We start from the raw sequence: 22,375 nt of genomic DNA, 5'->3' as shown, positions 1-22,375 counted from the left end.
AAAAATATACGGGACCTGACCCTAATGCCTCCATTACCATAAAATCTCTTTGATAAGGTTTTTACACAGGCTGACCCCGTTGGGAATGCCTCGTCGGACCACCGGGTCCGAGTGAGTAACAGAGGATATGTAGCTACTTTTTAGCCGGATTGTTTCTATAGAACTAAACAATTACAGCAGCTACCTCTACTGTTCAAAAGTTTAAATGCTTGTCTGTTCGATTTTCTGAAATGTCATGGGCAACAGATGTTTACTCTATGCAACCGGTCTTTTATTTTGTATTTTCAATGGTGAAAGTAGAAAGCTAACCAAAAAGTGTGGATCATGGCTGAGCAACAAAATACCCTCGAACGTCCCGTAGAAGAAAAATTTGACGACCACTTAGGCCTGCAAGATGTAGATTATGTAGAGCATTATGTTAACAACGCCAAGCAATCCGCTCATTTCTACATCACGGCTTTTGGTTTTGAATTAAAGGGCTACTCGGGATTGGAAACGGGTATTCGGGATCGCTCTTCCTATTATTTGGAACAGGGGAACATTCGGTTTGTATTGTCAGCGCCACTGAATAGTAACTCCCCCATTGCAAAATTCACCCAAAAACATGGGGATGGGGTAAAAGATATTGCCATGCATGTGGAGGATGTAGATCGTGCGTTCAATGAATCCGTAAAACGAGGAGCGGAGCCGGTACTGGAACCTCATGATCTGGAAGATGATAATGGAACCATCCGTAAAGCAGCTATTAAAACGTATGGAGATGTGATTCATTCCTTCATCGATCGGTCCAATTATGATGGCCTGTTCATGCCGGGATTTCAACCCAAAGAGAGCCTGATAAAAACAGAAGATGTCGGCCTCCAATTCGTAGATCACTGTGTAGGAAATGTAGAATTAGGCCGGATGGAAGACTGGGTTGATTTCTACCGCGATGTGCTCGGCTTCACCCAATACATTAGCTTTGACGATAAAGATATTTCCACCGAATATTCGGCCTTAATGAGCCGCGTAATGGCCGGCGGTCGCGGGATGATCAAATTCCCGATCAATGAACCGGCAGAGGGAAAGAAGAAATCACAGATCGAAGAGTACCTTGATTTCTTTGAAGGTCCGGGCGTGCAGCACGTAGCCATGCTTACCGGAGATATCATTGATACGGTAACCAAACTGCGCGATCGGGGAGTGGATTTTTTATCCGTTCCAACCACCTATTATGAAGAACTGGAAGACCGTGTGGGCAAAATCGATGAACCCATTGACAAACTTGCGGAATTAGGAATTTTAGTGGATCGTGATGATGAAGGATATTTATTGCAGATCTTCACCAAACCGGTGGTAGATCGACCGACTTTATTCTATGAAATAATCCAGCGAAAAGGTGCCCGCGGTTTCGGAAAAGGAAATTTCAAAGCCCTTTTCGAAGCCATCGAACGCGAACAAGAACTGAGAGGCAATCTTTGATTAATTTTAAATGCTTAAATGTTGAATGTTGAATGGATATGAAGCCATTTAACATTTAAAAATTCAAAATTTAACATTATGTATTACCACGCATTAGGGAAGATTCCACATAAACGACATACCATTTTTCGACGGCCGGATGGCGAATTATATACGGAGGAGTTGTTCGGAGCGGAGGGGTTTCATGGAAACAGTTCGTTGTTGTATCATCATCATATGCCCACACGGGTGAAGAAAATTGAGGAAGGAGCAGAAATAGTCGTCAAAAAAGCGGATGAGAAAACATTGCGTCACCGACTGCTGAAAACAAAAGATGTTCCTGCCGGAGGAGATCCCATCACCGGACGAAAAGTGCTGATGTTCAATAACGATATTCAGATTGGTGTAGCTCGCCCTACCGATGGCATGGATTATTTTTACCGAAATGGGGAGCATGATGAACTGATTTTTATCCATGAAGGTGAAGGACACATACAATCCGTTTTTGGCCGACTCGATTTTGGCTGGGGCGACTACATTTTTCTTCCGCGCGGTACGACCTATCAAATGAATTTTGAGACGGATGAAAACCGATTCTTACTGGCTGAGTCAACGGGCCCCATTGAATTTCCTAAACGATACCTGTCTGATATGGGGCAATTCATGGAAAACTCACCATTTTGCGAGCGGGATTTTCGGTTGCCCTCTGAACAACTTTTTCATACTGAAGAAGGAGAATTTGAAGTCCGTATTAAGAAAGGAGGCCGGTTCCATCATTATACTTTTGACCATCATCCCTGTGATGTCGTAGGATGGGACGGTTACTTGTACCCCTGGATATTCAATATTCGTGATTTTGAGCCGATTACCGGGCGCATCCATCAGCCGCCGCCGGTACATCAAACCTTCCGGGGACATAATTACGTGGTATGCAGTTTCTGTCCAAGGAAATTTGATTATCACCCCGAATCCATTCCGGCGCCCTACAATCACTCCAATGTAGATTCCGATGAGATGATCTACTACGTAGAAGGGGACTTCATGAGCCGAGAAGGTATTGGCTATGCAGATATCACGCTGCATCCCGGTGGTATTCCCCACGGACCTCAACCCGGCAAAGCCGAAGCTAGCATCGGCGCTGAAGAAACGGATGAGTATGCCGTGATGATTGATACCTTTCATCCAATGTACGTCACAGAAGAAGCGATGAGATTAGACGATCCAAGCTATCCATATTCTTGGCTGGAGGATTAGGTACAAGTCGCGAGGTTCAAGGTGCAAGTAATTATAGCCCTGGTGACGATCGCTCTGCGTCGTCACCAATTCGCTACGACGCAGAGCGATCGTAGCGAGGAGAATAGTTGAATTCACCTAAAACCTTGCACATTTCTTGTTTGGGTTAAGATAAGACCGGGGCTCACTTATAATCCCTTGATTTTTACTAGAGATGTAGTAGATTATTGTGTTTGTAAAACGTAAACGTAATGATTGGTCATGCTTAAAAACTATCTCATCTCAGTTTTTCGAAACTTGAAAAGAAATCCGGGGTATCTCTCTATCAATATCATTGGTTTGGCTGTTGGAATTGCAACGGTATTGCTTATAGCTCTTTATGTGCAGCACGAGCTTAGTTTTGATCAATACCATGAGAAGAAAGATCGTATATACAGGCTGTCTTCGTACAGCGGATTTGCCGAGAAAAGCTGGGGAGGATATGTAGCGGGTGACCCGGTTCCCGAATTGAGAGAAAATTATACGGGGGTAGAAGATGCCGCAAAATACATGAATTGCGGTACCGATAATATCACGCTTGAAGGAACAAGGTATGAAGACATCACAATGTTATGTGGGGAACCCAATCTCTTTAATATTTTCTCCTTTAATTTGCTTTCGAGTAATGCCGAAAAACCTCTGGAAGCTCCAAATACAGCAGTTATAACAAAATCACTGGCAGAACGATTGTTTGGGGATGAGGACCCGGTGGGAAAATCTTTACCAATAAATTTTGACGGTCCTGAACTTACGGATTTTGAAATTACGGGGTTAATGGAGGATGTACCAACCAATTCACACTTTCGCTTTGATTTAATGATCTCCTATGAATCGCTGCGGAGTACTCGTCGCTGTATGGATTGTGGTCAATCTATGTACGTGTTGTTAAAAGAAGGAACAAACCCGGACTCTGTGGCAAGCAGTGCATTAACCCATGTTCGTGAAATTGATGGGCGGGATTATGTGGAGGATATAAAACTGGAGCGGCTTACGGACATCTATTTTTCAAGTTTGGTAGAAAACAGCCAGGGGAATTTTCAATATGTGCTGATAATGAGTGCCATAGCTTTATTAATCTTGCTGATTGGTTGTGCGAACTATATGAATATGGCAACAGCACGATTTTCACAACGCTCCAAAGAAATTGGAGTTAGAAATGTGTTGGGTGCACACCGCTTAGAGTTGATGAAACAGTTTTACTTGGAAACCATTGCATTAACCGTCCTGGCACTTCCTTTGGCAATGGTACTGCTGACTGTTGCCTTGCCATATTTCAATAACCTTGCAAATACCGAAATTCAACTTAATTGGTACAGCAATTATTCGGTATATGCATCTATATTCGGTCTTTTAGTGATTATTGGAATAATAGCGGGAAGTTATCCGGCTTTGTTTTTATCCTCATTTAAACCAAGCGATGTAATTAAAGGCACATTAAAACCGAGTTTATCAGCTACCGGGATTCGAAAGTCCCTGGTAGTTTTTCAATTCCTTATTGCTTTGGTAATGATTGTGGTAACGGGAGTTATTGTTCAACAGTTGAATTATATACAAGAAAAAACCTGGGTTTTGAAACAGATCAAGTTGTAGTAGCAACAATAGGGGATCCGGCTTTCACGCAGAAGTACCAGGTGTTGAAGGATGAATTCAAAAAAATTGCATCAGTAAAACATGTGTCTGCTTCCCATGGTGTGCCTATGAGCAGGGGCGGATCTCATTATATTCATAGAATAGATGATGTTCCCATTACTTTTGTAACACCAACGATTGATGAAGAATTAATTTCAACCGTAGAGATTGAATTAATAGCAGGAAGAAATATCTCGCCAGAAATCCCGGAGGGTGGCAGGGAAGGCTTAGATAAATCGTTCCGGGGTAGAAGCAATGGGCTGGGAGTCAATACAGGACGCCATAGGCGAGAAGGTGGGGCTTTACAACATCGTTGGAGTCGTGGAAGATTTTCATATCAAACCACTTCATAAAGAAGTTCAACCTGTAATAATGAGTCAAAATCAATGGGGGAGAGCCTTTACCTTATTGATTAAAATTGAAGGGGGCAACATTACCAATACCTTAGATGCCTTACAGGAGGCATGGAAAGGGATCGGCACTAATGGTCCCTTGGAGATCACTTTTTTGGATGACCAGATAAACAGCCTGTATGAGAAAGAGCAGAAAACGGCTAAAATCATCGGCTTTTTCGCCTTCATGTCCATTTTTGTAGGATGCCTTGGATTATTTGGCCTTGCTACTTTTATGACGGAACGACGCATAAAAGAGATTGGAATTCGAAAAGTTTTGGGAGCCAGTGTGGGAAATATTCTACTGCTTCTGTCGAAAGACTTTGGGAAACTGGTTATGGCAGCTTTTGTAGTAGCAGTACCTATCGCTTATATCATCTCCAATAAATGGCTGGAGCACTTTACTTACAGGATAGAGGTGGGGCCCATGATATTTATTGGGGCGGGACTTACTGTTTTAATAATCGCATTATTTTCAACCGGGATCAGGTCTTTGCAAGCTGCCATGACAAATCCAGCTGATACAATTCAGGGATAAACACCAAAAATGATTGGACTTTCCCTGGCTGGATGATAATGAATAGAGCAATTTTGCCATAATTGTAGGGACTCTGATCTGGTTCAAGCATCCGATTGGACCTGACATTAACATGCCACTATTACCGTCGTCACCAAATACGCTAAGACGCAGAGCGATCGTAGCGAAGGAAACTTGCACCTCGCACCTAACACCTTGAACCTTACTCCAATCCTCTACATATTCCCACCTATCAAATCAAAACCTCAAAATTCCGTCATGAGACAAATTCTACTAACGCTCACTCTATCACTCCTCACTTTATCACTTACCGCACAAACCACCACCAAATACGAAATCTCCTTCGAAAACGCCGTCCACCATGAAGCTGAGATCAGCATAACCTACACCAATTTAGATAACAAGATTTTAGAAGTTCGAATGAGCCGCACTTCTCCGGGGCGATATGCACTGCACGAGTTTGCCAAGAATGTATATGGGGTAAAGGCAACTGATGGCAAAGGAAATGAGTTGGAAGTTACGCGCCCTAATCCACATCAATGGAACGTAAGCGGACATGACGGAACCGTGAAATTTGAGTACACACTGTTTGCCAATCGGGGAGATGGAACCTACTCGCAGGTGGATGAAACGCACGCCCACCTCAACATGCCGGCAACCTTTGCCTGGGCACGCGATTATGAACATCGTCCAATTGAAATCACTTTTGATGTTCGTGAGGATCTAAGCTGGAAAATTGCCACCCAACTCAAACCACTTGAGGGAACAACCTATTACGCACCGGACCTTTATTACTTTTTAGATAGTCCGGTAGAAATTGCTGACTTTTTTGAAAGACAGGATGAGGTTAATGGGCAGCTCATAAAAATGGCACTCCATACTTCTGCAACTGAAAGCGAAGTAGATGAATATTTCGGAAAGGTGATGGCGATAGTGAATGAGCAAGTAGAAGTTTTCGGGGAGTTACCGAAGCTGGATTATAGCGAATATGTGTTCCTCAATTGCTTTATGCCCAATGCCAGCGGAGATGGAATGGAGCATCGAAACTCAACGATTGTCACTAATTCGAAGCCGTTAGACCGACCACTTGCCGAAACCAGCATCGGGACGATTTCCCACGAATTTATTCATACCTGGAATGTGGAGCGTATTCGTCCGGCAAGTTTGGAACCCTTCGATTTTGAGGAAGCCAACATGAGTGGCGAGCTTTGGTTTGCAGAAGGTTTTACGAGTTACTACACAGGATTAATTTTAGCACGAGCCGGGATCAGAACTGAGCAAGAATATATTGAAGGGTTAGCCGGAGGAATTAATTACGCATTCAATCATCCCGGCCGAGATTTTTTCAGTCCGGTTGAAATGAGCTATCAGGCTCCATTTGTAGATGCGGCCACTTCTGTAGATCCTCAAAACAAAGAAAACACCTTTATTTCCTATTACACCTATGGAAGTGTACTTGGGTTGGCTTTGGATCTATCTCTTCGAAACTTAGATGGCAATAAAAATATGGACGATTTCATGAAGTTGATGTGGCATGAATTTGGTGAGACGGAAATACCATACACCAATCGTGATATTGAGGCAACTTTGGGAGAATATGCTGGACAGGAATTTGCATCTGAATTTTTTAGTAAATACATCTACGATAGCCAAATGCCGGATTATGAGTCTTTGTTCGCCAGTGTTGGGGTGAATTTTGGGAAAGCTAATCCAGGAAATGTTACTCTTGGAACAAATATTCTAATCGAAGATGGAGTAGGATTATTGAGATCAAATGCCATTATGGGCTCGCCCATTTATGAGGCAGGAATTGAATCTACTGACGAGATTATATCAATCGCAGGAACAGATCTCAGTTCTGTTTCTGACGTAGATGAAATTTTGCAGAATTATGCACCGGGTGATGAAGTTGAGATCATCTTTCGTCGGTGGAATGAAACAAAAACGGTACAGGTGAAATTAGCTGAGGATCCGTCCTTCAAGACAGAGATTAATCAAAGAGCCAATGAAGCTCAGATTGCAAAAAAATCTGATTGGTTAAAGAATTAGAGATCAGAGAAAACTTTTAGGAAATCAATCCGTAGATTAATAGGTATGTCAATATAAAATTATGGTGATGGTATTTGATTCCTAATGCTATTATCATTCAATAATAACAAAACAGCATTATTTTAAAATAAGTTATGGTTAATAAAAGATTAGAATCCCTTTTCGGAAGGTCAACAGGAAACTTCGTTCTACTTTTTATTTTGGTGATTGGTTTTTCGGCGTGTACCGGAAGTGGAACAGTTACTGAAAATGAAGATACTTCTGATACCGTTGAGGATGGAAGATCTATTGAAGAGTTGGAACGTCTGTTTTATGCTCGACAGGATAGCGCCAAAATGAATTTTACACAAGCTGATACTGATTTTATGATTGGTATGATTGCTCACCACGCTCAGGCGTTGATCATGTCTCGGCTCGCCCCGGAAAACAATGCAAGTTCACAAGTACAAACACTGGCCGCACGGATTATCAATGCTCAAAAAGATGAGATCAAAACGATGCAGCGGTGGTTGGAAGACAGAGAGCAGCCCGTGCCTGAAGTTCATATTGAAGGTTTAAATTTAATGATCCATGGGTTGGAAGGACATCACGCCGATATGGATCATTCAAAGATGGCGGGTATGTTGAGTGATCAACAACTTAGGGAATTGGCAGATGCTGAGGGAGTCGAATTTGACCGGTTATTCCTAAAATACATGATTCAGCATCACCAAGGAGCAGTAACTATGGTAGATAAGCTGTTCAGCACAGATGGGGCCGCACAAGATGAAGGGGCGTTCAGGCTGGCTACAGATATACAAGTAGATCAAAAAACAGAAATTGCACGAATGCAGTTAATGCTGGATGAGATAACCGCTTCCAATTAATACTGCAAGCAAATTTTAACAACAACACAAATCAATACAAACACATGAATAGATCAGATACGAAATGGACCTCGTCGGTACGACTTGGTTCTGCTAAATTATTAGGTATGCTGGTTCTTGCTGTGGTATTTGGAGCTTATGGTTGTTCATCCTCTATGGTTGACGATGACATGAGTCCCGTAGTACCGGAAATAGAACCAAAACCAATGTCGGAAGTAACACCTCCAAGTCCGGACCCACGAGTAGGATTAGAAGCCGGATTATTTGACGCTGAAGAAGCTATTTGGAACTTGAATATGCTTTCACAAACACCTCCGCCTGAAAACTTTGTAGGGGTTACAAACTCAGACCTTGCCTTTAAAGACAATTATGTTTTCCAGGGAAATTATAATGGAGTGATTGTATGGGATGTCACTAATCCACGTTCTCCTGAATTGGTAGTCGATTACTTATGCCCGGCTTCACAGAGTGATGTTTCCGTGTATGGAAACTTAATGTTTGTTTCCGGTGAAGGCTTTGGTGGCCGACTCGATTGCGGTACTGAAGGGATAGACCAAGCAGTAAGTCAGGAACGGTTACGAGGTATCAGAATTTTCGACATCACAAATGTTGAAGAGCCTGAGTATGTGGCTAATGTTCAAACGTGCCGTGGATCACACACGCATTCCGTATTAAAAGATCCTGAAGATGACGACAATGTATTTATCTATGTTTCCGGTTCAGCACCGGTAAGACCTGAAGAGGAACTTCCGGGTTGTGTGAATGCGTTGCCAGAGGATGATCCAAACTCAGCACTCTTTAGAATTGAGGTTATCAAAGTTCCTTTAGACAATCCGCAGGAAGCAGCTATTGTAAACTCTCCTCGTATTTTTGATGATCTGGAAGCAGCTCCTACTCATGGTCTTGCTCCTGCTGATCTAGAGCGCATTGAAAGAGCAAAAGAAGAAGGAGCATTTGTAGTAGAAATTTTTGGAAATCCACAAGTTCTACCTGATCAATTTGTGCAACAATTAATTGGCAATGTTATGCAGGAACGAGGAAATGATACAGGTACTCCTACTGCTGCCGACAGTGCCGCATTGAGAGACCAATTACCTGATATGATTGCTCAAATGTTTGGTGGAAATGAAAGACAGGAAAGAGGCCCAAATCAATGCCACGATATTACGCTGTATCCTGAAATTGGATTAGCCGGTGGTGCTTGTGAGGGTTACGGGTTATTACTTGATATCACCGATCCTGAAAATCCCAAAAGGGTAGATGCGGTAGCAGATTCTAACTTCTCCTACTGGCACTCTGCCACGTTCAGCAATGATGGTAAGAAAGTACTTTTCACTGATGAATGGGGCGGTGGCGGACAACCAAAATGCCGTGAAACCGATCCTTACGAGTGGGGCGCAAATGCTTTATTCACCATCAATGACAATAACCAGATGGAATTCGAAAGCTATTACAAACTACCTGCTCCTCAAACGGAATTGGAAAACTGTGTAGCTCATAATGGTTCGTTGATTCCGGTTCCGGGAAGAGAAATTATGGTTCAGTCTTGGTATCAGGGTGGAATCTCTGTATTTGACTGGACGGATATTGAAAATCCGGTTGAAATTGCTTTCCACGATAGAGGGCCTTCCAATCCTGATCAAATGGGATCTGGCGGAAGCTGGTCGGTATACTGGTATAATGGGATGATCATCAATTCCGAGATTGCTCGTGGACTGGATATTTTTGAGCTGGAGCCAAGTCCATATATTACCCAGAACGAAATTGATGCTGCTAATACCGTTAAGCTTGATTACCTGAATGCACAGGGACAGCCTATGTTTGAATGGCCAACAACCTATGCATTAGCAAAAGCTTATGTAGATCAACTTGATCGTAATGATGGATTAAGTGATGCCGATATTGCTGCTTTACGCACAGGTATCAGAAGTGCAGAACGTGGCAATAGTGATGTACTGACTGAATTGGCAGGAAATATAGCGTCAAAAGCAGCTTCGTCTTCTCAGTCAGAGAAAGTACGAACACTGGCACAAACACTTCGAGATTTAGCCGACATGTAATTGCAGTTAAATATCTAAGTTAGATTTTATAATCCTGATTCGGCGAACAGCCGGGTCAGGATTTTTTTGTTTATAGTGGGATCAAGTTTTGCAGATTAGGTTATTACTCTTCATATTCGGGGGAAACTCTTAAACCATCAAATCATCCCCAAATGAAGAAAATCGTTTCCCTTTTGTTTATTGTGATTCTATTCACAACCTCACCATTTGCTCAGAATTACCCCCATGTTTTATCCATGCAGGAAAGAGCAGAAGTTATTGACGATCTTTTGATAGATAAGGTCGAAACAGTACTTCCGCAGTTGATGCGAAGAGCTGATATTGATATGTGGGTCATAGTATCGAGAGAGTATAATGAAGATCCGGTGATCAAGACTTTTCTGCCGGCAACATGGCATGCAGCCCGGCGCCGAACCATTTTAGTGATGCACGACCTTGGAGAGGGGAATGGTGTAGAAACCCTTGCTGTAGCTCGTTACGATGTAGGTGAGTTGTTCAAAAGAGCATGGGATCCGGAAGAGGAACCGGATCAATGGAAAAGACTTGCGGAGATTATAGAAGAAAGAGATCCGGAACGAATTGGAATCAATATTTCTGAAATTTGGGGGCACGCAGATGGACTGGTTGTGACGGATCATGAGGAAATGAAGGAAGCTTTAGGAAGTGAATATGCAAACCGATTGGTGTCAGCTGAAAAACTTGCTGTGGGTTGGCTGGAAACACGGACTGAAAAAGAAATGCAGATTTATCCTCAGATTGTTCGAATTGCGCATGAGATTATAGCAGAAGGATTTTCAGATCATGTCATTCAACCGGGAGTGACAACTACAGAAGACGTAGTTTGGTGGTTCAGGGAAAAAATCAGGGATCTGAATTTAATAACCTGGTTTCATCCAAGTGTGTCCATTCAAAGAGCTGATCCCGAATCCTTTGATCATTTAAGAACATTTGACAGCCGACCGGGTGAAAATTTGATTATGCCCGGAGATTTACTACACGTAGATTTTGGCATAAAATACCTCCGGCTCAACACTGATACCCAACAGCATGCTTATGTACTTCGACCGGGAGAGACAGAAGTTCCCGACTACCTGAAAGAAGCTTTTGATAATGGGAATCGACTGCAGGATATATTCACCAATAATTTTAAAGAAGGCCGAACGGGAAATGAGGTGTTGGCTATGTCATTGAAAGAAGCCAAAGAAGAAGGTCTCAAGCCGAGCATCTATACTCACCCAGTTGGCTACCACGGTCACGCTGCAGGTACCACATTGGGAATGTGGGATAAGCAGGACGGTGTGCCCGGCGATGGAGACTATCCCCTTCACCTAAATACCGCGTATTCCATTGAGCTGAACAACGCAACCTATATTGAAGAGTGGGGCAAAGAAATTCGCATTATGTTGGAAGAAGATGCCTTTTTTGATGCATCAGGGGTTTGGTATATCGATGGACGTCAACGTGAAATCATGACCATTCCAAGAACGCCGGCTAAACAATGATGTATAAACATTAATTTGAATAGCTTTAATATTATTAATTTCGCAGTAACCAACGGTTAAGAGTATTTGCCTTTTTTGATTTCATCTGCTACCATCTGTAAAAAAGAGTTGTAGTACGATGGAATTCAGAAACTTAGAAGAGAAAATTACACATGCTCGAAGTCTCAATAATCCCTTGCCGGAGTTGGTAGTTGATTTTAAATCATTACTAAAAAGGGGTATCGGTAGCGGCAAGGTTTACTTGACATATCGGGATGCAGAACATAATCGGACTGATGTTAGCTATCGAGAATTTTACAAGTATGTGCTGAATACAGCTCGATTCTATCAGTCCAAGGGACTACAGCAGGGAGATAAAATTGCCACCATTTCCCACAACCACTGGCATACGGTTGTTCAATATTTTGCAGCATGGTTTTGTGGATTGGTAGTAGTACCGGTAAATCTTGGGGAAGATGACAACCGAATTGCTTATATCCTCGAAAATGCGGAAGTAAAACTGGCATTGGTTCGGGATGAGTACACCGGAAGGATTCAATCCATTATCAACAAAGAAATAGCTCTTTCCGAAGTTGAAGTAGTAGGGTGTGATGATGATGTAGCGTGTTTTTCTGAAAAGGACGGTGTGTTAGATGATCCTAAGGTTGATCTGGAATCTGAGGCCCTGATTGTGTTTACGTCCGGAACAACCGGAAGCCCAAAAGGAGTGGTTTTAACGCAACGCAACCTATTAGAGGATGCCAGGACAATATCTCAATGGCATAACATTGATGGTCAAACAAAAATGATGTGTGTGCTCCCCATACACCATGTTAATGGTACCGTGGTAACTATGATTACACCGTTTTATGCCGGTGGATCGACAGTGCTGAATCAGAAATTCAGTGCGAGCCATTTTTTTGAGGCTGTAGAGAATGAGGGCGTGCATGTTGTAAGTGTAGTGCCAACGTTGCTTCAATATCTCACCAATTATTATGCAGACAAAGAAGCACCTGGTATCAGTCATTTTCGTCACATTATCTGCGGGGCGGGACCACTGACTGTACAGGTAGTACAAAATTTTGAGGAGAAATTCGATATCCCGATTATTCATGGCTACGGCCTTTCAGAAACCACGTGCTATTCCTGTTTTATCCCTGTTGATCAACCAAGAGAAGAGCACTACAAATGGATGAGAGATTTCGGGTATCCCAGTATTGGAATCCCGGTTCCTGCTAATGAAATGGATATTCAGGATGAACAGGGGAATTCAGTACCGGAAGGGGAGCGAGGCGAAATTGTAATACGTGGGGTGAACGTGATGAAAGAATATTTCAACAATCGGGAAGCCAATGAATCGGCTTTTAAAAACGGTTGGTTTCGAAGCGGAGACGAGGGGTTTATTAAAAAGGACGAAGAGGGCAATCCCTATTTTTTCATCACGGGACGGTTGAAAGAGCTGATTATCCGTGGAGGAATAAACTTGGCACCGCTGGAGATTGATGAAGTAATCAACAAGGCACCTGGCGTAAAAGCTGGCATCGCGGTTGGTTTTGAAAACGATTGGTATGGGGAAGAAGTGGGCGCGTATGTTCAACTCAAGGAGGAAGCCAAAGAAGATAAACAGGCTATTCTGGACTACTGCCAAAAGCATTTACCCTTTTCTAAAGCTCCTAAGGTTGTGGTCGTTGGAGAGGAGCTCCCTGTTACTTCTACAGGAAAATACCAGCGATTAAAAGTGGCGCATTTATTTGAGGAGTGGAAAAAAGTTCAGTTTAAGAAATGACTAATTGTAAGTATTTAAAATTACCTTTTCACTACGGCCAAAGTACACCTCGATGAACACACCAATTTATCACGCTCATCCCGAATTTCACACTCCCACACCTGTATTCTTTTCCCGGCATGAACCGGCTTTGCAGTTCCTGTAACTTCTCCACCCATTTTTACCGAGCGAATGTGATTGGCATTAATCTCCACACCAACTACTGTTTTGGATACTTCTTCAAGCAAAAACCACCCACCGACTGAGCACAAAGTTTCGGCTAAAGCCACTGAAGCTCCGCCATGTAACACCCCAAAAGGCTGTACCGAATTTTCATTTACCGGCATTGTAGCTACTATTTTATCTACAGAAACGTGTTGAAATTCAATCCCTAAGGCGTGTCCCATGTGTTTATGATCGAAATTGAAGTACATCTCGGCTTTCTTTTTCAGGGTATCTTCGATAAACATAAAATTTGAATTTGATTAACGGTGTTAAGTTATTAAAATAAAGGCATGGAATCGCTTTCAAATAAGCGGCAAATTTGTTATTTGTTAATGGTGATTAGTGCTAAAAATTGGCCTTTAAACATGGCAAATCCCATTAACTAATATACCAATTACGATTAACCAAGCTGATGATAGGAAAATATTATGAAATACGAGCCAACAACTATCTTATCCATCGTAGAACAAGGGTATGAAAAAAATAAAACCGGAGTATTTTCTGCCGTAAAAAGAAATGGAGAATGGATCGAAACTTCTGTTGATGATTTTAAACAGATGGTTCGCGACCTGGCATTGGGATTACATGAACTTGGTGTTCGAAAAGGGGATAAAATTTCTCTTCATGCCGAAAATTCTACGGAGTGGTTGGTTATTGATCAGGCCGTTCTTTCACTTGGGGCGGCTGTCGTTCCAATTTATACTACGCAACCGGGCGAGCAAATCAAATATATATTAGAAAACTCGGAGGCTAAAGTCCATTTTGTGTCAAATGATGAAGTGTTTGCCGAAACCAAACCTCTCATTAAAGAAGTTACGAATGTAAAGGCCATTGTTTCTATTCTCGGTTCAAACCATGAAAAACTACGCACTCTTGATGAGATCTTAGAAATGGGACACAAAAAGGGAGAAGAAGATCCTTCTCTTTTTGAAAAACTAAGGAACGATGTGGAGCCGGATGATTTAGCTACTCTTATCTACACGTCAGGAACTACCGGCGTTCCTAAAGGGGTAATGTTGACTCATCATAATATTGCCGGAAATGCATTGGCTGCTTATGAAATTTTTCCATTTGAAGTAGACAAGTATGAAAAACCTACAGTTCTTTCTTACCTGCCTTTAGCACATATGTTTGAACGAACGGCATCCTACATTTATGCATATGTCGGAATTCCTCCTTATTACATTGAAGATACAGACGAGATTAAAGAGGATTTTGGTCACGTAAAACCAATTTATCTGGTTACTGTACCCCGATTACTGGAGAAAATTGTTACCGGAATTAAAGTGAAAGGGCAGGAAATGAGTGGGATCAAAAAGCAGCTTTATTATTGGGCGGTGAATTTAGCAGAAGATTATGACCCCGATAATCCTCCTTCAAAGTGGAAATGGAAGATTGCTGACAAACTTGTTTATTCCAAAATCCGTGAATTATTTGGTGGACGAATGGTAGGATTTAATGTTGGAGGTGCGGCTTTATCACCAAATATTGCCCGGTTTATAAATGGAATCGGTATTTATTGTGGATTGGGTTATGGGTTGACAGAAACCTCGCCTGTACTTACCGGTCCCCCGAAAGGTGAATTAAATATTGGTTCCTCAGGTAAACCTATTGCTGATGTTGAAATTAAAATAGCTGAAGATGGGGAGATCCTGGCAAAAGGGCCTTACATCATGAAAGGATATTACAAGATGCCTGAAAAAACAGAAGAAGCCATTTATGATGAGGGTTGGTTCCACACCGGTGATATTGGCCATTTGGATGACGATGGATGGCTTTTCGTAACAGATCGGAAGAAATCTCTGTTCAAGCTATCCACAGGTAAATATGTGGCGCCCCAACCCATCGAAAATACATTAGTAAACAGTGGATTCATTGAACAAGCAGTTGTGGTGGGGAGCGAGCATAAATTTTGTGCAGCCCTGATTGTACCTAATTGGGAGAACATGAAGAAACGGTTTGAAACGAAAGCCCATCAATTTCCCGATGAAAATATCACTGAAAATGAATTCGTAGTTAAAAGGATTCAGAAAGAAATTGATAAGGTGAATAAAGAGCTTTCAAAGTGGGAAAAAGTGAAACGCTTTAAGCTTCTGGAAGATCAATTTACGATTGATGATGGAGAGATTACCCCTACACTAAAAATCAAACGAAACGTCATCAATAAGAAATACAAAGAGCAGATTGATTCCATATACGCAGATGAGGAATCGTAAATCGAAATCATAGAATGACTTGGAATATTTCTGTTAATAATTTTTGGAATTGAAAATAGAATTAGTCAAAAAAGGGTTAAGTCGTTAAGACGAGATTTCTGTAAGAGTTAAAATTATGAGTACAAGAAAATATTTTATCAAGAAAGTAGCAGTTTTAGGCTCCGGTGTGATGGGTAGTCAAATTGCGGCTCACTGTGTAAACGCCGGCTTGGATGTGGTGCTGTTGGATCTGAAGAGTGACGATCCTGACCGACCCAACAAGACAGTTGAGGAAAGTTTGCAAAAGGCTTCAAAAATGAAACCGGCTCCATTCGGAAAACCTGAGTTCGCTAATAGAGTGGAAATCGGAAATTTTGAGGATGATTTTGATAAGCTGAATGATGCGGACTGGATTTGTGAGGTTATCATTGAAAAAATGGACATCAAGAAAGATATGATGTCTCGCATTGAGGAAGTTCGTAAACCTGAAACTATTGTGAGTTCCAATACTTCCGGATTACCAATAAGTGAGATTAGCGAAGATTGCAGAGACGATTTTAAGGCACATTTTTTAGGGACCCACTTTTTTAATCCACCCAGGTACATGAAGTTGTTGGAAGTGATTCCTACTGATACGACATCGGATGAAGTAACCGAATTCATGCATCGTTTTTGTGAAAAATCACTCGGCAAAGGAGTGGTTATTTGTAAAGACACTCCAAATTTTATTGCCAACCGTGTAGGTATCTTTTCCATCGCCAATATTATGCCCTACTTTTTTAACGGGGATTTTCGAGCAGAAGATATTGACCTGCTTACCGGAAAACTTACTGGTTATTCCAAGGCAGCCACATTTCGCACCGCTGATATGGCCGGACTTGATGTTACCAATCATGTAGCCAAAAACCTGTACCCATCCATACCTGATGATGAAATGCAGGAGACCTTCAACCTTCCAGACGAGTTCGAGAAAATGGTAGATGAGGGTATGATCGGCAACAAAGCCGGTAAAGGATTTTACACCAAAAAAGATGGCGAATATTTGGTATTAAATCCGGATAGTTTTGAATATGAATCGCAGCAAAGTCTTGAAGATCCTATTCTGGAAGAAGCCAATAAGATTAAAGATACGGCTGAGCGGTTGAAGTTTTTGGTAAACTCTGATGGTAAGATTGGAGATTTTCAATGGAATGTACATCGAGACCTGCTGATGTATGCGGCTAATCGAATTCCGGAAATTACGGATTCACCACTTTCCATTGACCGGGCTATGCAGTGGGGCTTTAATTGGGAAATGGGGCCGTTTGAACGCTGGGATGCCCTCGGTATCAAAGAAACGGCTGAAAAGATTGAGAAAGAAGGAAAAGATATTCCCAATTTGATTTCTAAAATGCTTGATGCCGGATTCGAACAATTTTATCAGGATGGAAAGGTCTATGATCCTGATTCTAAATCTATGGTAGAAATTCCGCCGGAAGCCAAGGGCGAAATCAAAGTATCGCATTTCCGAAAAGAACAAGTAGCGGTTATGAAAAATGACAGTGCCGCACTTCATGATATGGGAGATGGCGTTGCGCTATTTGAGTTTAAAACCAAAAATGCTACGCTTGGAGCTGAGTTGGTGGAATCTCTGCACAAATCTTTAGATAAGGTGAAAGAAAATTTTGAGGCCATGGTTATCAGCCATGATGGAGATAATTTTGCCTTTGGAGCCAATTTGAAAGAAGCATTAACTGCCAAGCAAAGTGGAGATTGGGACAGTGTAGTTGAAGCAGTAAATAACTTTCAGAAAACAGCGGTTGCTTTGCGTTACGCCCCTTTCCCGGTAGTTGCTGCTCCGTTCGGGAAAACATTAGGCGGTGGCGTTGAATTTTGTTTGTATTCAGATAAAGTAGTAGCACATCACGAATTGTATATGGGATTGGTAGAAGTAGGGGTTGGCTTGATACCTGCCGGAGGCGGAACCAAAGAACTGCTTCGAAGAGCTATGGACAAGCTTGAGGGAGAAGCCGATCCGCTGCCATTTATACGGGAAGTGTTCAAAACTATTGGTATGGCTAAAGTTTCCGAAAGTGCGCATTTAGCTAAAGAATTAGGTTACTTACGTCCTTCTGATACCATAGTGATGAACCGGGATTTGGTTATCAAAACGGCAAAAGAAGAGGCGTTGAATTTAGTACAGGCCGGATATAGATCTGCCGCAGAAACACCGGTAAAGGTGCTGGGAAAAACTGCTTTGGCAGCTATGAAATTGATGCTGCATGTGATGCACGAAGGAAACTATATCACCGATTACGACAAAGTAGTAGCAGAACGAGTAGCCTATGTGTTGTCCGGCGGTGATTTAAGTGAAGAGCAAGAAGTACTTGAATCGTATCTGTTGAAATTAGAGCGAGAAGCCATTTTGGAATGCTTGCAAGATGACCGAACACTGGCCAGAATGGAGCATATGTTGAAGAAGGGAAAGCCATTAAGAAATTAAAAATTCAAAATTCAGGATTTAATATTATGTCAGACAGGGAAGCATACATTGTAGCAGCAGCACGAACACCTTGTGGGAAAGCGAATAAAGGTTCACTGCGGTTTACGCGACCCGATTCGATGGGGGGAGCTGTAGTAAAAGATCTTTTAGCCAGAACAAAGGGGCTTGAGCCGGATCAAATAGAAGATGTTATTATGGGGTGTGCATTTCCTGAAGCATCTCAAGGGTTGAATGTAGCAAGGCAAATTGCGCTTCTTGGGGGATTACCTGACTCAGTGACCGGAGTTACAGTAAACCGATTTTGTTCATCCGGATTACAAACAATAGCCATGGCCGCTGAACGAATAATGGCGGGTGGGGCAGATGTGATTATTGCCGGGGGAGTTGAATCTATGAGTTTAGTGCCAATGGGTGGAATGTCGTTTCAACCCACTCCTGAACTGGTTGAGAAAAAACCGGGTGTTTATGTAAGCATGGGAATTACCGCAGAAAATGTAGCAGATAAATATGATGTGAGTCGTAAAGATCAGGATGAATTCGCATATCGAAGTCACCAGCGAGCTATAAAGGCTTGGGAAGATGGAAAGTTTGATGAGCAGATCACACCCGTTGAAGTGAAAGAAAAGAAAGTAACAGCCGGTGGAGATGTTGTAGAAGAATCTTTCACCTTTAAGCAAGATGAAGGACCTCGTAAAGATACTTCGATGGAGGCTTTATCAGGATTGCGACCTGCATTCAAAAATGGTGGAAGTGTAACAGCTGGGAATTCCTCTCAGATGAATGATGCCGCTGCAGGAGTTGTGGTTATGAGCGGTGAAATGGTTAAGAAACTGGCCCTTGAACCTATGGCTCGTTATGTAGGTTTCCAGGTTGCAGGTGTGGCTCCCGAAATTATGGGTATTGGGCCGATTGAAGCTGTTCCAAAAGTTTTGAGTAAAACAGGGTTAAAGCTATCTGATATTGATCTTATTGAATTGAATGAGGCTTTTGCGTCTCAATCACTGGCTGTAATTCGTAAGTTGGGATTGGATGAAGAAATCACCAATGTTAACGGAGGAGCCATTGCGATGGGGCATCCACTGGGTTGTACAGGAGCTAAATTAACCACACAGATTTTATACGAGATGAAAGCCAGAAAGTCTAAATATGGTTTGGTCACTATGTGCATTGGTGGAGGAATGGGCGCTGCCGGAATTTTTGAAAATCTTTAACCTGGACGACGATTGTCGAACGGCCAATGACGAAAGTCGGTAGTCGTTCGTCATTGGTCATCTGTCACTAAGAAAATTATGTTCAAAGAAGACACACTATCAGGAAAAAAAATTTTAATAACCGGTGGAGGAAGTGGATTAGGTCTTGCTATGGCGAAATCTTTTGCACGAACCGGAGCCGATATTGCTATTTGTGGCAGGACGGTTGATAAACTTCAAAAAGCTGCTCAAGAAATTGAGAAGGAAAGGGAAGGGGCTGTTGCGAGATATTATCAGTGTGATGTTCGGGATTATGAAGGCGTGGCATCCATGTTTGAACAGATCGTAGAAGATTTTAGCTCTTTGGAGGGATTAGTGAATAATGCAGCAGGTAATTTTCTGTCTGCTTCAGAAGATCTGAGTCCCGGAGGCTTTAAAGCAATAGTAGATATTGTACTTCATGGCAGCTTCAATTGTACCCACGTGTTTGGTAATTATCTTATCGATAATGAGAAAGAAGGAAATATATTAAACATGGTTACGACTTATGCAGAAGGAACAGGATGTGCCTTCGTGCTGCCATCCGCATGCGGAAAAGCCGGGGTTTTAGCCATGACAAGATCGTTGGCCTTTGAGTGGGCAGAATATGGAATTCGGTTAAATGCGATCGCGCCCGGTCCCTTTCCAACAGAGGGAGCTTGGTCAAGATTGGTTCCTGATAAAACGATGGAAAAGAAATTTATAGAAAAAGTTCCCTTAAAAAGATATGGCGAGCCGGGAGAGCTCGCCAATCTTGCAACATTTCTTATGTCTGACCTCTCATCCTATATGACCGGTGAATGCGTGGTCATAGATGGAGGTGAAAGGCTTCAGGCCGGTCAGTTTAACTTTATTGACGGTTTAATGCCGCGAAGCGAACTGAAAAAAGCTTTTAAGGCAATGAAGCCCAAAAAATGAGGATTGGATTTTTGATTAGGAAATTAAAAATCCAACCATCATTACTGTTATAATGATTGCATAATAAAATCTTTTCACATTTCTATCCGGCTTATGCAATCCGAATATGTTTTTAAAAATGTAGTGGTCAAAACCTAATTTGTAATATTTTTCGTATAACTTAGCTCTCATAGTGGCACCTCCATATTTTCTTTGGTGCAAATTTGTAATTAATGATTTTGGAAAACGCTGTTAATTGTTTTTTGCAGCCAGCTGTTGTTGATCAGCTTGTACCAGTTTTCCATTAATAAATGTCTCAACGGTTAATTGTTCTCCTTTATCAAAAGTTGCTTTCGTTACAACTTTGTCTTTTACATTTCCAGAGAATAATAACCAGGTTCCATGTGGAAGAATAGACTCACCATCTCTCCAGTATTGACCTTTTTGTACAACATCACCTTTTTCATTCAAGAATTTGACATCGTATAGGTTATTCTCAACATGAGTTATAACTCGCTCATGTTTTTGATTCGTAATATCTTGTTGTGCTTTTAACCCTGTAGTTAATAACAGGGCCAATAAAATAACTGAAATGATATTTTTCATAAGATTCCTCCACATTTGATCTGCTTCAATGTTAAGGAATTGTTAACTCAATGTAAATGGTTTGTTAACGAAAAGTTAACATTAAGTTAACAAAGCCCTCAGGAGAATTGTGAGAGCCGTTTTTCAAGGACTTTTATTTGTTGAGAAAGCTGGTAGGCATCATATGCAGTATAGGCCGTTTCTTTGTCCATTTGAATGGACTTCAAGAATATTAGGGCCGCCTTTTCGGCAGATTTAGCAGGATCAAAAACTTTTTTTTCAAAAAAGAGGTGGTCACCGGAATTGAGTCTTCCTATTCGTATATCCTGATCGTGTACACTGCACTCAAGTATCTCTCTTTTATTTGATGCAATACGTTTATGTCGATTTTCAGATGCCCCGGTATAAATTCTGATGTCAGCTGTAGATCCATTATCAAAGCGTAGGAAAATATGGATGACAGAAGGTGTTTTGTCTTCCAGTTTAATTTGCTTGGCTTCGGTATGGTGAATTCCACTGTCCATCCATTTCATACATAAACCAAGCTCATCAATCCAAAAGTGGCGGAACTCATCTTCTGTATTTAAGAATTGGGTATAGTTTACTTCCCGGGTAATACTAAGGAAAGAGGGGCGGTTCATACGATCCATCATCCATTGTGAGGCTGGCGCGAGGGTTGGCCAGTGAGAGAATTGAACATGTACACCGGCTTCATGTACGGCGCGATATATTTTTTCCAGTTTTTCAGAATTGGTAGGCTGACGAGAAACAAGAAAGCAGTTCAGGCCTTGTTGTATGCCTTTCAATAAAATATCCAGATTTTGTTCGGACTCATCAACCAGGAAGCAGGCATCTACTTTGCCTACTTCATTAATATGGGCACAAAGTTCTACTTCATTAACAATATGGTGTGGACGAAGGTGTCGTTCCCAAGCTACAGCACGTTTAGCATCTCCTACAATTCCAACTTTCATAATAATGGGGTTAGTTGACACTTAAGATGCTAAGGCCACATGAATTTTACAAGAGGAGAGGAATTAGTCTGGCATTACAATAGCTAAGATGAAATAGGCAAGTACGGCTGTACCAAAACTTGAGACAAGAATCAGTGCAAAAATGATGCGTACAATAGTGGCATCCCATCCAAGGTATTCAGCAAAGCCACCGCAAACACCGGCAAGCATCTTGTCTGTTCTTGATTTTCTGAGTTTAGCTGGCATGATAAAATATTAGGTTGATTATAATCTAACACGGTATTACGACAGATAAA

Annotated in this window: 18 protein-coding genes; 14 read left to right on the top strand and 4 right to left on the bottom strand. The window is 41.8% G+C overall.

Annotated elements, in window-relative coordinates:
* Positions 1 to 324 precede the first annotated feature (324 nt).
* The 10 genes from hppD (at position 325) to RI561_RS07270 (ending at position 13,513) form a co-directional block, all read left to right on the top strand.
* Positions 325 to 1,461, top strand: coding sequence for a 4-hydroxyphenylpyruvate dioxygenase (gene hppD, locus RI561_RS07315; RefSeq protein WP_395079579.1), 1,137 nt, complete (start codon positions 325 to 327; stop codon positions 1,459 to 1,461).
* Between the two features lie 78 nt (positions 1,462 to 1,539).
* Positions 1,540 to 2,694 carry a homogentisate 1,2-dioxygenase gene (locus RI561_RS07310; RefSeq protein ID WP_395079578.1) on the top strand — a complete coding sequence of 385 codons (1,155 nt, stop codon included), beginning with the start codon at positions 1,540 to 1,542 and terminating at the stop codon, positions 2,692 to 2,694.
* Positions 2,695 to 2,934: 240 nt separating this feature from the next.
* On the top strand, positions 2,935 to 4,302 hold the full coding sequence (locus RI561_RS07305; RefSeq protein WP_395079577.1) for an ABC transporter permease: 1,368 nt from the start codon (positions 2,935 to 2,937) through the stop codon (positions 4,300 to 4,302).
* A gap of 83 nt (positions 4,303 to 4,385) precedes the next feature.
* The gene (locus RI561_RS07300; protein WP_395079576.1) at positions 4,386 to 4,694 is read left to right on the top strand and encodes a hypothetical protein; all 309 of its coding nucleotides are present in this window, start codon (positions 4,386 to 4,388) and stop codon (positions 4,692 to 4,694) included.
* 19 nt (positions 4,695 to 4,713) lie between these two features.
* Positions 4,714 to 5,271 (top strand): ABC transporter permease, encoded by a 558-nt coding sequence (locus tag RI561_RS07295; protein ID WP_395079575.1) that lies wholly within the window; start codon positions 4,714 to 4,716, stop codon positions 5,269 to 5,271.
* Positions 5,272 to 5,529: 258 nt separating this feature from the next.
* The gene (locus tag RI561_RS07290) at positions 5,530 to 7,320 is read left to right on the top strand and encodes a M61 family metallopeptidase (protein WP_395079574.1); all 1,791 of its coding nucleotides are present in this window, start codon (positions 5,530 to 5,532) and stop codon (positions 7,318 to 7,320) included.
* Between the two features lie 134 nt (positions 7,321 to 7,454).
* Positions 7,455 to 8,186, top strand: coding sequence for a DUF305 domain-containing protein (locus RI561_RS07285; RefSeq protein ID WP_395079573.1), 732 nt, complete (start codon positions 7,455 to 7,457; stop codon positions 8,184 to 8,186).
* 44 nt (positions 8,187 to 8,230) lie between these two features.
* Positions 8,231 to 10,246: an LVIVD repeat-containing protein gene (locus RI561_RS07280; RefSeq protein WP_395079572.1), complete on the top strand. Its 2,016-nt coding sequence runs from the start codon at positions 8,231 to 8,233 to the stop codon at positions 10,244 to 10,246.
* Positions 10,247 to 10,398: 152 nt separating this feature from the next.
* A complete protein-coding gene (locus tag RI561_RS07275; RefSeq protein WP_395079571.1) occupies positions 10,399 to 11,748 on the top strand; it encodes a M24 family metallopeptidase in 1,350 nt (449 codons plus the stop codon).
* Positions 11,749 to 11,866: 118 nt separating this feature from the next.
* Positions 11,867 to 13,513: a class I adenylate-forming enzyme family protein gene (locus tag RI561_RS07270; RefSeq protein ID WP_395079570.1), complete on the top strand. Its 1,647-nt coding sequence runs from the start codon at positions 11,867 to 11,869 to the stop codon at positions 13,511 to 13,513.
* Positions 13,514 to 13,533: 20 nt separating this feature from the next.
* On the opposite strand, the gene RI561_RS07265 is transcribed toward RI561_RS07270, so the two are convergent.
* Complete coding sequence (locus RI561_RS07265; protein ID WP_395079569.1) at positions 13,534 to 13,962, bottom strand: hotdog fold thioesterase; 429 nt, start codon at positions 13,960 to 13,962, stop codon at positions 13,534 to 13,536.
* A 183-nt stretch (positions 13,963 to 14,145) separates the two neighbouring features.
* Here RI561_RS07265 and RI561_RS07260 point away from each other — a divergent pair, with 183 nt between their 5' ends.
* The 4 genes from RI561_RS07260 (at position 14,146) to RI561_RS07245 (ending at position 20,541) form a co-directional block, all read left to right on the top strand.
* Positions 14,146 to 15,933 carry an AMP-dependent synthetase/ligase gene (locus RI561_RS07260; RefSeq protein ID WP_395079568.1) on the top strand — a complete coding sequence of 596 codons (1,788 nt, stop codon included), beginning with the start codon at positions 14,146 to 14,148 and terminating at the stop codon, positions 15,931 to 15,933.
* Between the two features lie 115 nt (positions 15,934 to 16,048).
* Positions 16,049 to 18,394 carry a 3-hydroxyacyl-CoA dehydrogenase/enoyl-CoA hydratase family protein gene (locus tag RI561_RS07255; protein WP_395079567.1) on the top strand — a complete coding sequence of 782 codons (2,346 nt, stop codon included), beginning with the start codon at positions 16,049 to 16,051 and terminating at the stop codon, positions 18,392 to 18,394.
* A gap of 26 nt (positions 18,395 to 18,420) precedes the next feature.
* Entirely contained in the window at positions 18,421 to 19,605 is a 1,185-nt protein-coding gene (locus RI561_RS07250; RefSeq protein WP_395079566.1) for a thiolase family protein, read from the top strand.
* Between the two features lie 78 nt (positions 19,606 to 19,683).
* A complete protein-coding gene (locus RI561_RS07245) occupies positions 19,684 to 20,541 on the top strand; it encodes an SDR family oxidoreductase (RefSeq protein WP_395079565.1) in 858 nt (285 codons plus the stop codon).
* Positions 20,542 to 20,772: 231 nt separating this feature from the next.
* Here RI561_RS07245 and RI561_RS07240 read toward each other — a convergent pair whose 3' ends face one another.
* From RI561_RS07240 to RI561_RS07230, 3 genes are all read right to left on the bottom strand, one after another.
* Complete coding sequence (locus RI561_RS07240) at positions 20,773 to 21,126, bottom strand: hypothetical protein (RefSeq protein WP_395079564.1); 354 nt, start codon at positions 21,124 to 21,126, stop codon at positions 20,773 to 20,775.
* Positions 21,127 to 21,224: 98 nt separating this feature from the next.
* On the bottom strand, positions 21,225 to 22,079 hold the full coding sequence (locus RI561_RS07235; protein WP_395079563.1) for a hypothetical protein: 855 nt from the start codon (positions 22,077 to 22,079) through the stop codon (positions 21,225 to 21,227).
* A 63-nt stretch (positions 22,080 to 22,142) separates the two neighbouring features.
* Positions 22,143 to 22,325: a PspC domain-containing protein gene (locus RI561_RS07230; protein WP_395079562.1), complete on the bottom strand. Its 183-nt coding sequence runs from the start codon at positions 22,323 to 22,325 to the stop codon at positions 22,143 to 22,145.
* Positions 22,326 to 22,375: the final 50 nt, after the last annotated feature.

Origin of the sequence: Gracilimonas sp. (assembly GCF_031581265.1) — a bacterium.
In the GTDB taxonomy this organism is placed as follows: Bacteria; Bacteroidota; Rhodothermia; order Balneolales; family Balneolaceae; genus Gracilimonas.
This window is presented reverse-complemented; position numbering and strand designations above follow the sequence as displayed.

Excerpts from the sequence above, each read along its gene's own strand:
- RI561_RS07290 (WP_395079574.1), top strand. The coding sequence starts at position 5,530 with ATGAGACAAATTCTACTAACGCTCACTCTATCACTCCTCACTTTATCA.
- RI561_RS07310 (WP_395079578.1), top strand. The coding sequence starts at position 1,540 with ATGTATTACCACGCATTAGGGAAGATTCCACATAAACGACATACCATT.
- hppD (WP_395079579.1), top strand. The coding sequence starts at position 325 with ATGGCTGAGCAACAAAATACCCTCGAACGTCCCGTAGAAGAAAAATTT.
- RI561_RS07240 (WP_395079564.1), bottom strand. The coding sequence starts at position 21,126 with ATGAAAAATATCATTTCAGTTATTTTATTGGCCCTGTTATTAACTACA.
- RI561_RS07245 (WP_395079565.1), top strand. The coding sequence starts at position 19,684 with ATGTTCAAAGAAGACACACTATCAGGAAAAAAAATTTTAATAACCGGT.
- RI561_RS07285 (WP_395079573.1), top strand. The coding sequence starts at position 7,455 with ATGGTTAATAAAAGATTAGAATCCCTTTTCGGAAGGTCAACAGGAAAC.
- RI561_RS07230 (WP_395079562.1), bottom strand. The coding sequence starts at position 22,325 with ATGCCAGCTAAACTCAGAAAATCAAGAACAGACAAGATGCTTGCCGGT.
- RI561_RS07280 (WP_395079572.1), top strand. The coding sequence starts at position 8,231 with ATGAATAGATCAGATACGAAATGGACCTCGTCGGTACGACTTGGTTCT.
- RI561_RS07250 (WP_395079566.1), top strand. The coding sequence starts at position 18,421 with ATGTCAGACAGGGAAGCATACATTGTAGCAGCAGCACGAACACCTTGT.
- RI561_RS07295 (WP_395079575.1), top strand. The coding sequence starts at position 4,714 with ATGAGTCAAAATCAATGGGGGAGAGCCTTTACCTTATTGATTAAAATT.
- RI561_RS07305 (WP_395079577.1), top strand. The coding sequence starts at position 2,935 with ATGCTTAAAAACTATCTCATCTCAGTTTTTCGAAACTTGAAAAGAAAT.
- RI561_RS07255 (WP_395079567.1), top strand. The coding sequence starts at position 16,049 with ATGAGTACAAGAAAATATTTTATCAAGAAAGTAGCAGTTTTAGGCTCC.
- RI561_RS07260 (WP_395079568.1), top strand. The coding sequence starts at position 14,146 with ATGAAATACGAGCCAACAACTATCTTATCCATCGTAGAACAAGGGTAT.
- RI561_RS07275 (WP_395079571.1), top strand. The coding sequence starts at position 10,399 with ATGAAGAAAATCGTTTCCCTTTTGTTTATTGTGATTCTATTCACAACC.
- RI561_RS07270 (WP_395079570.1), top strand. The coding sequence starts at position 11,867 with ATGGAATTCAGAAACTTAGAAGAGAAAATTACACATGCTCGAAGTCTC.
- RI561_RS07265 (WP_395079569.1), bottom strand. The coding sequence starts at position 13,962 with ATGTTTATCGAAGATACCCTGAAAAAGAAAGCCGAGATGTACTTCAAT.
- RI561_RS07235 (WP_395079563.1), bottom strand. The coding sequence starts at position 22,079 with ATGAAAGTTGGAATTGTAGGAGATGCTAAACGTGCTGTAGCTTGGGAA.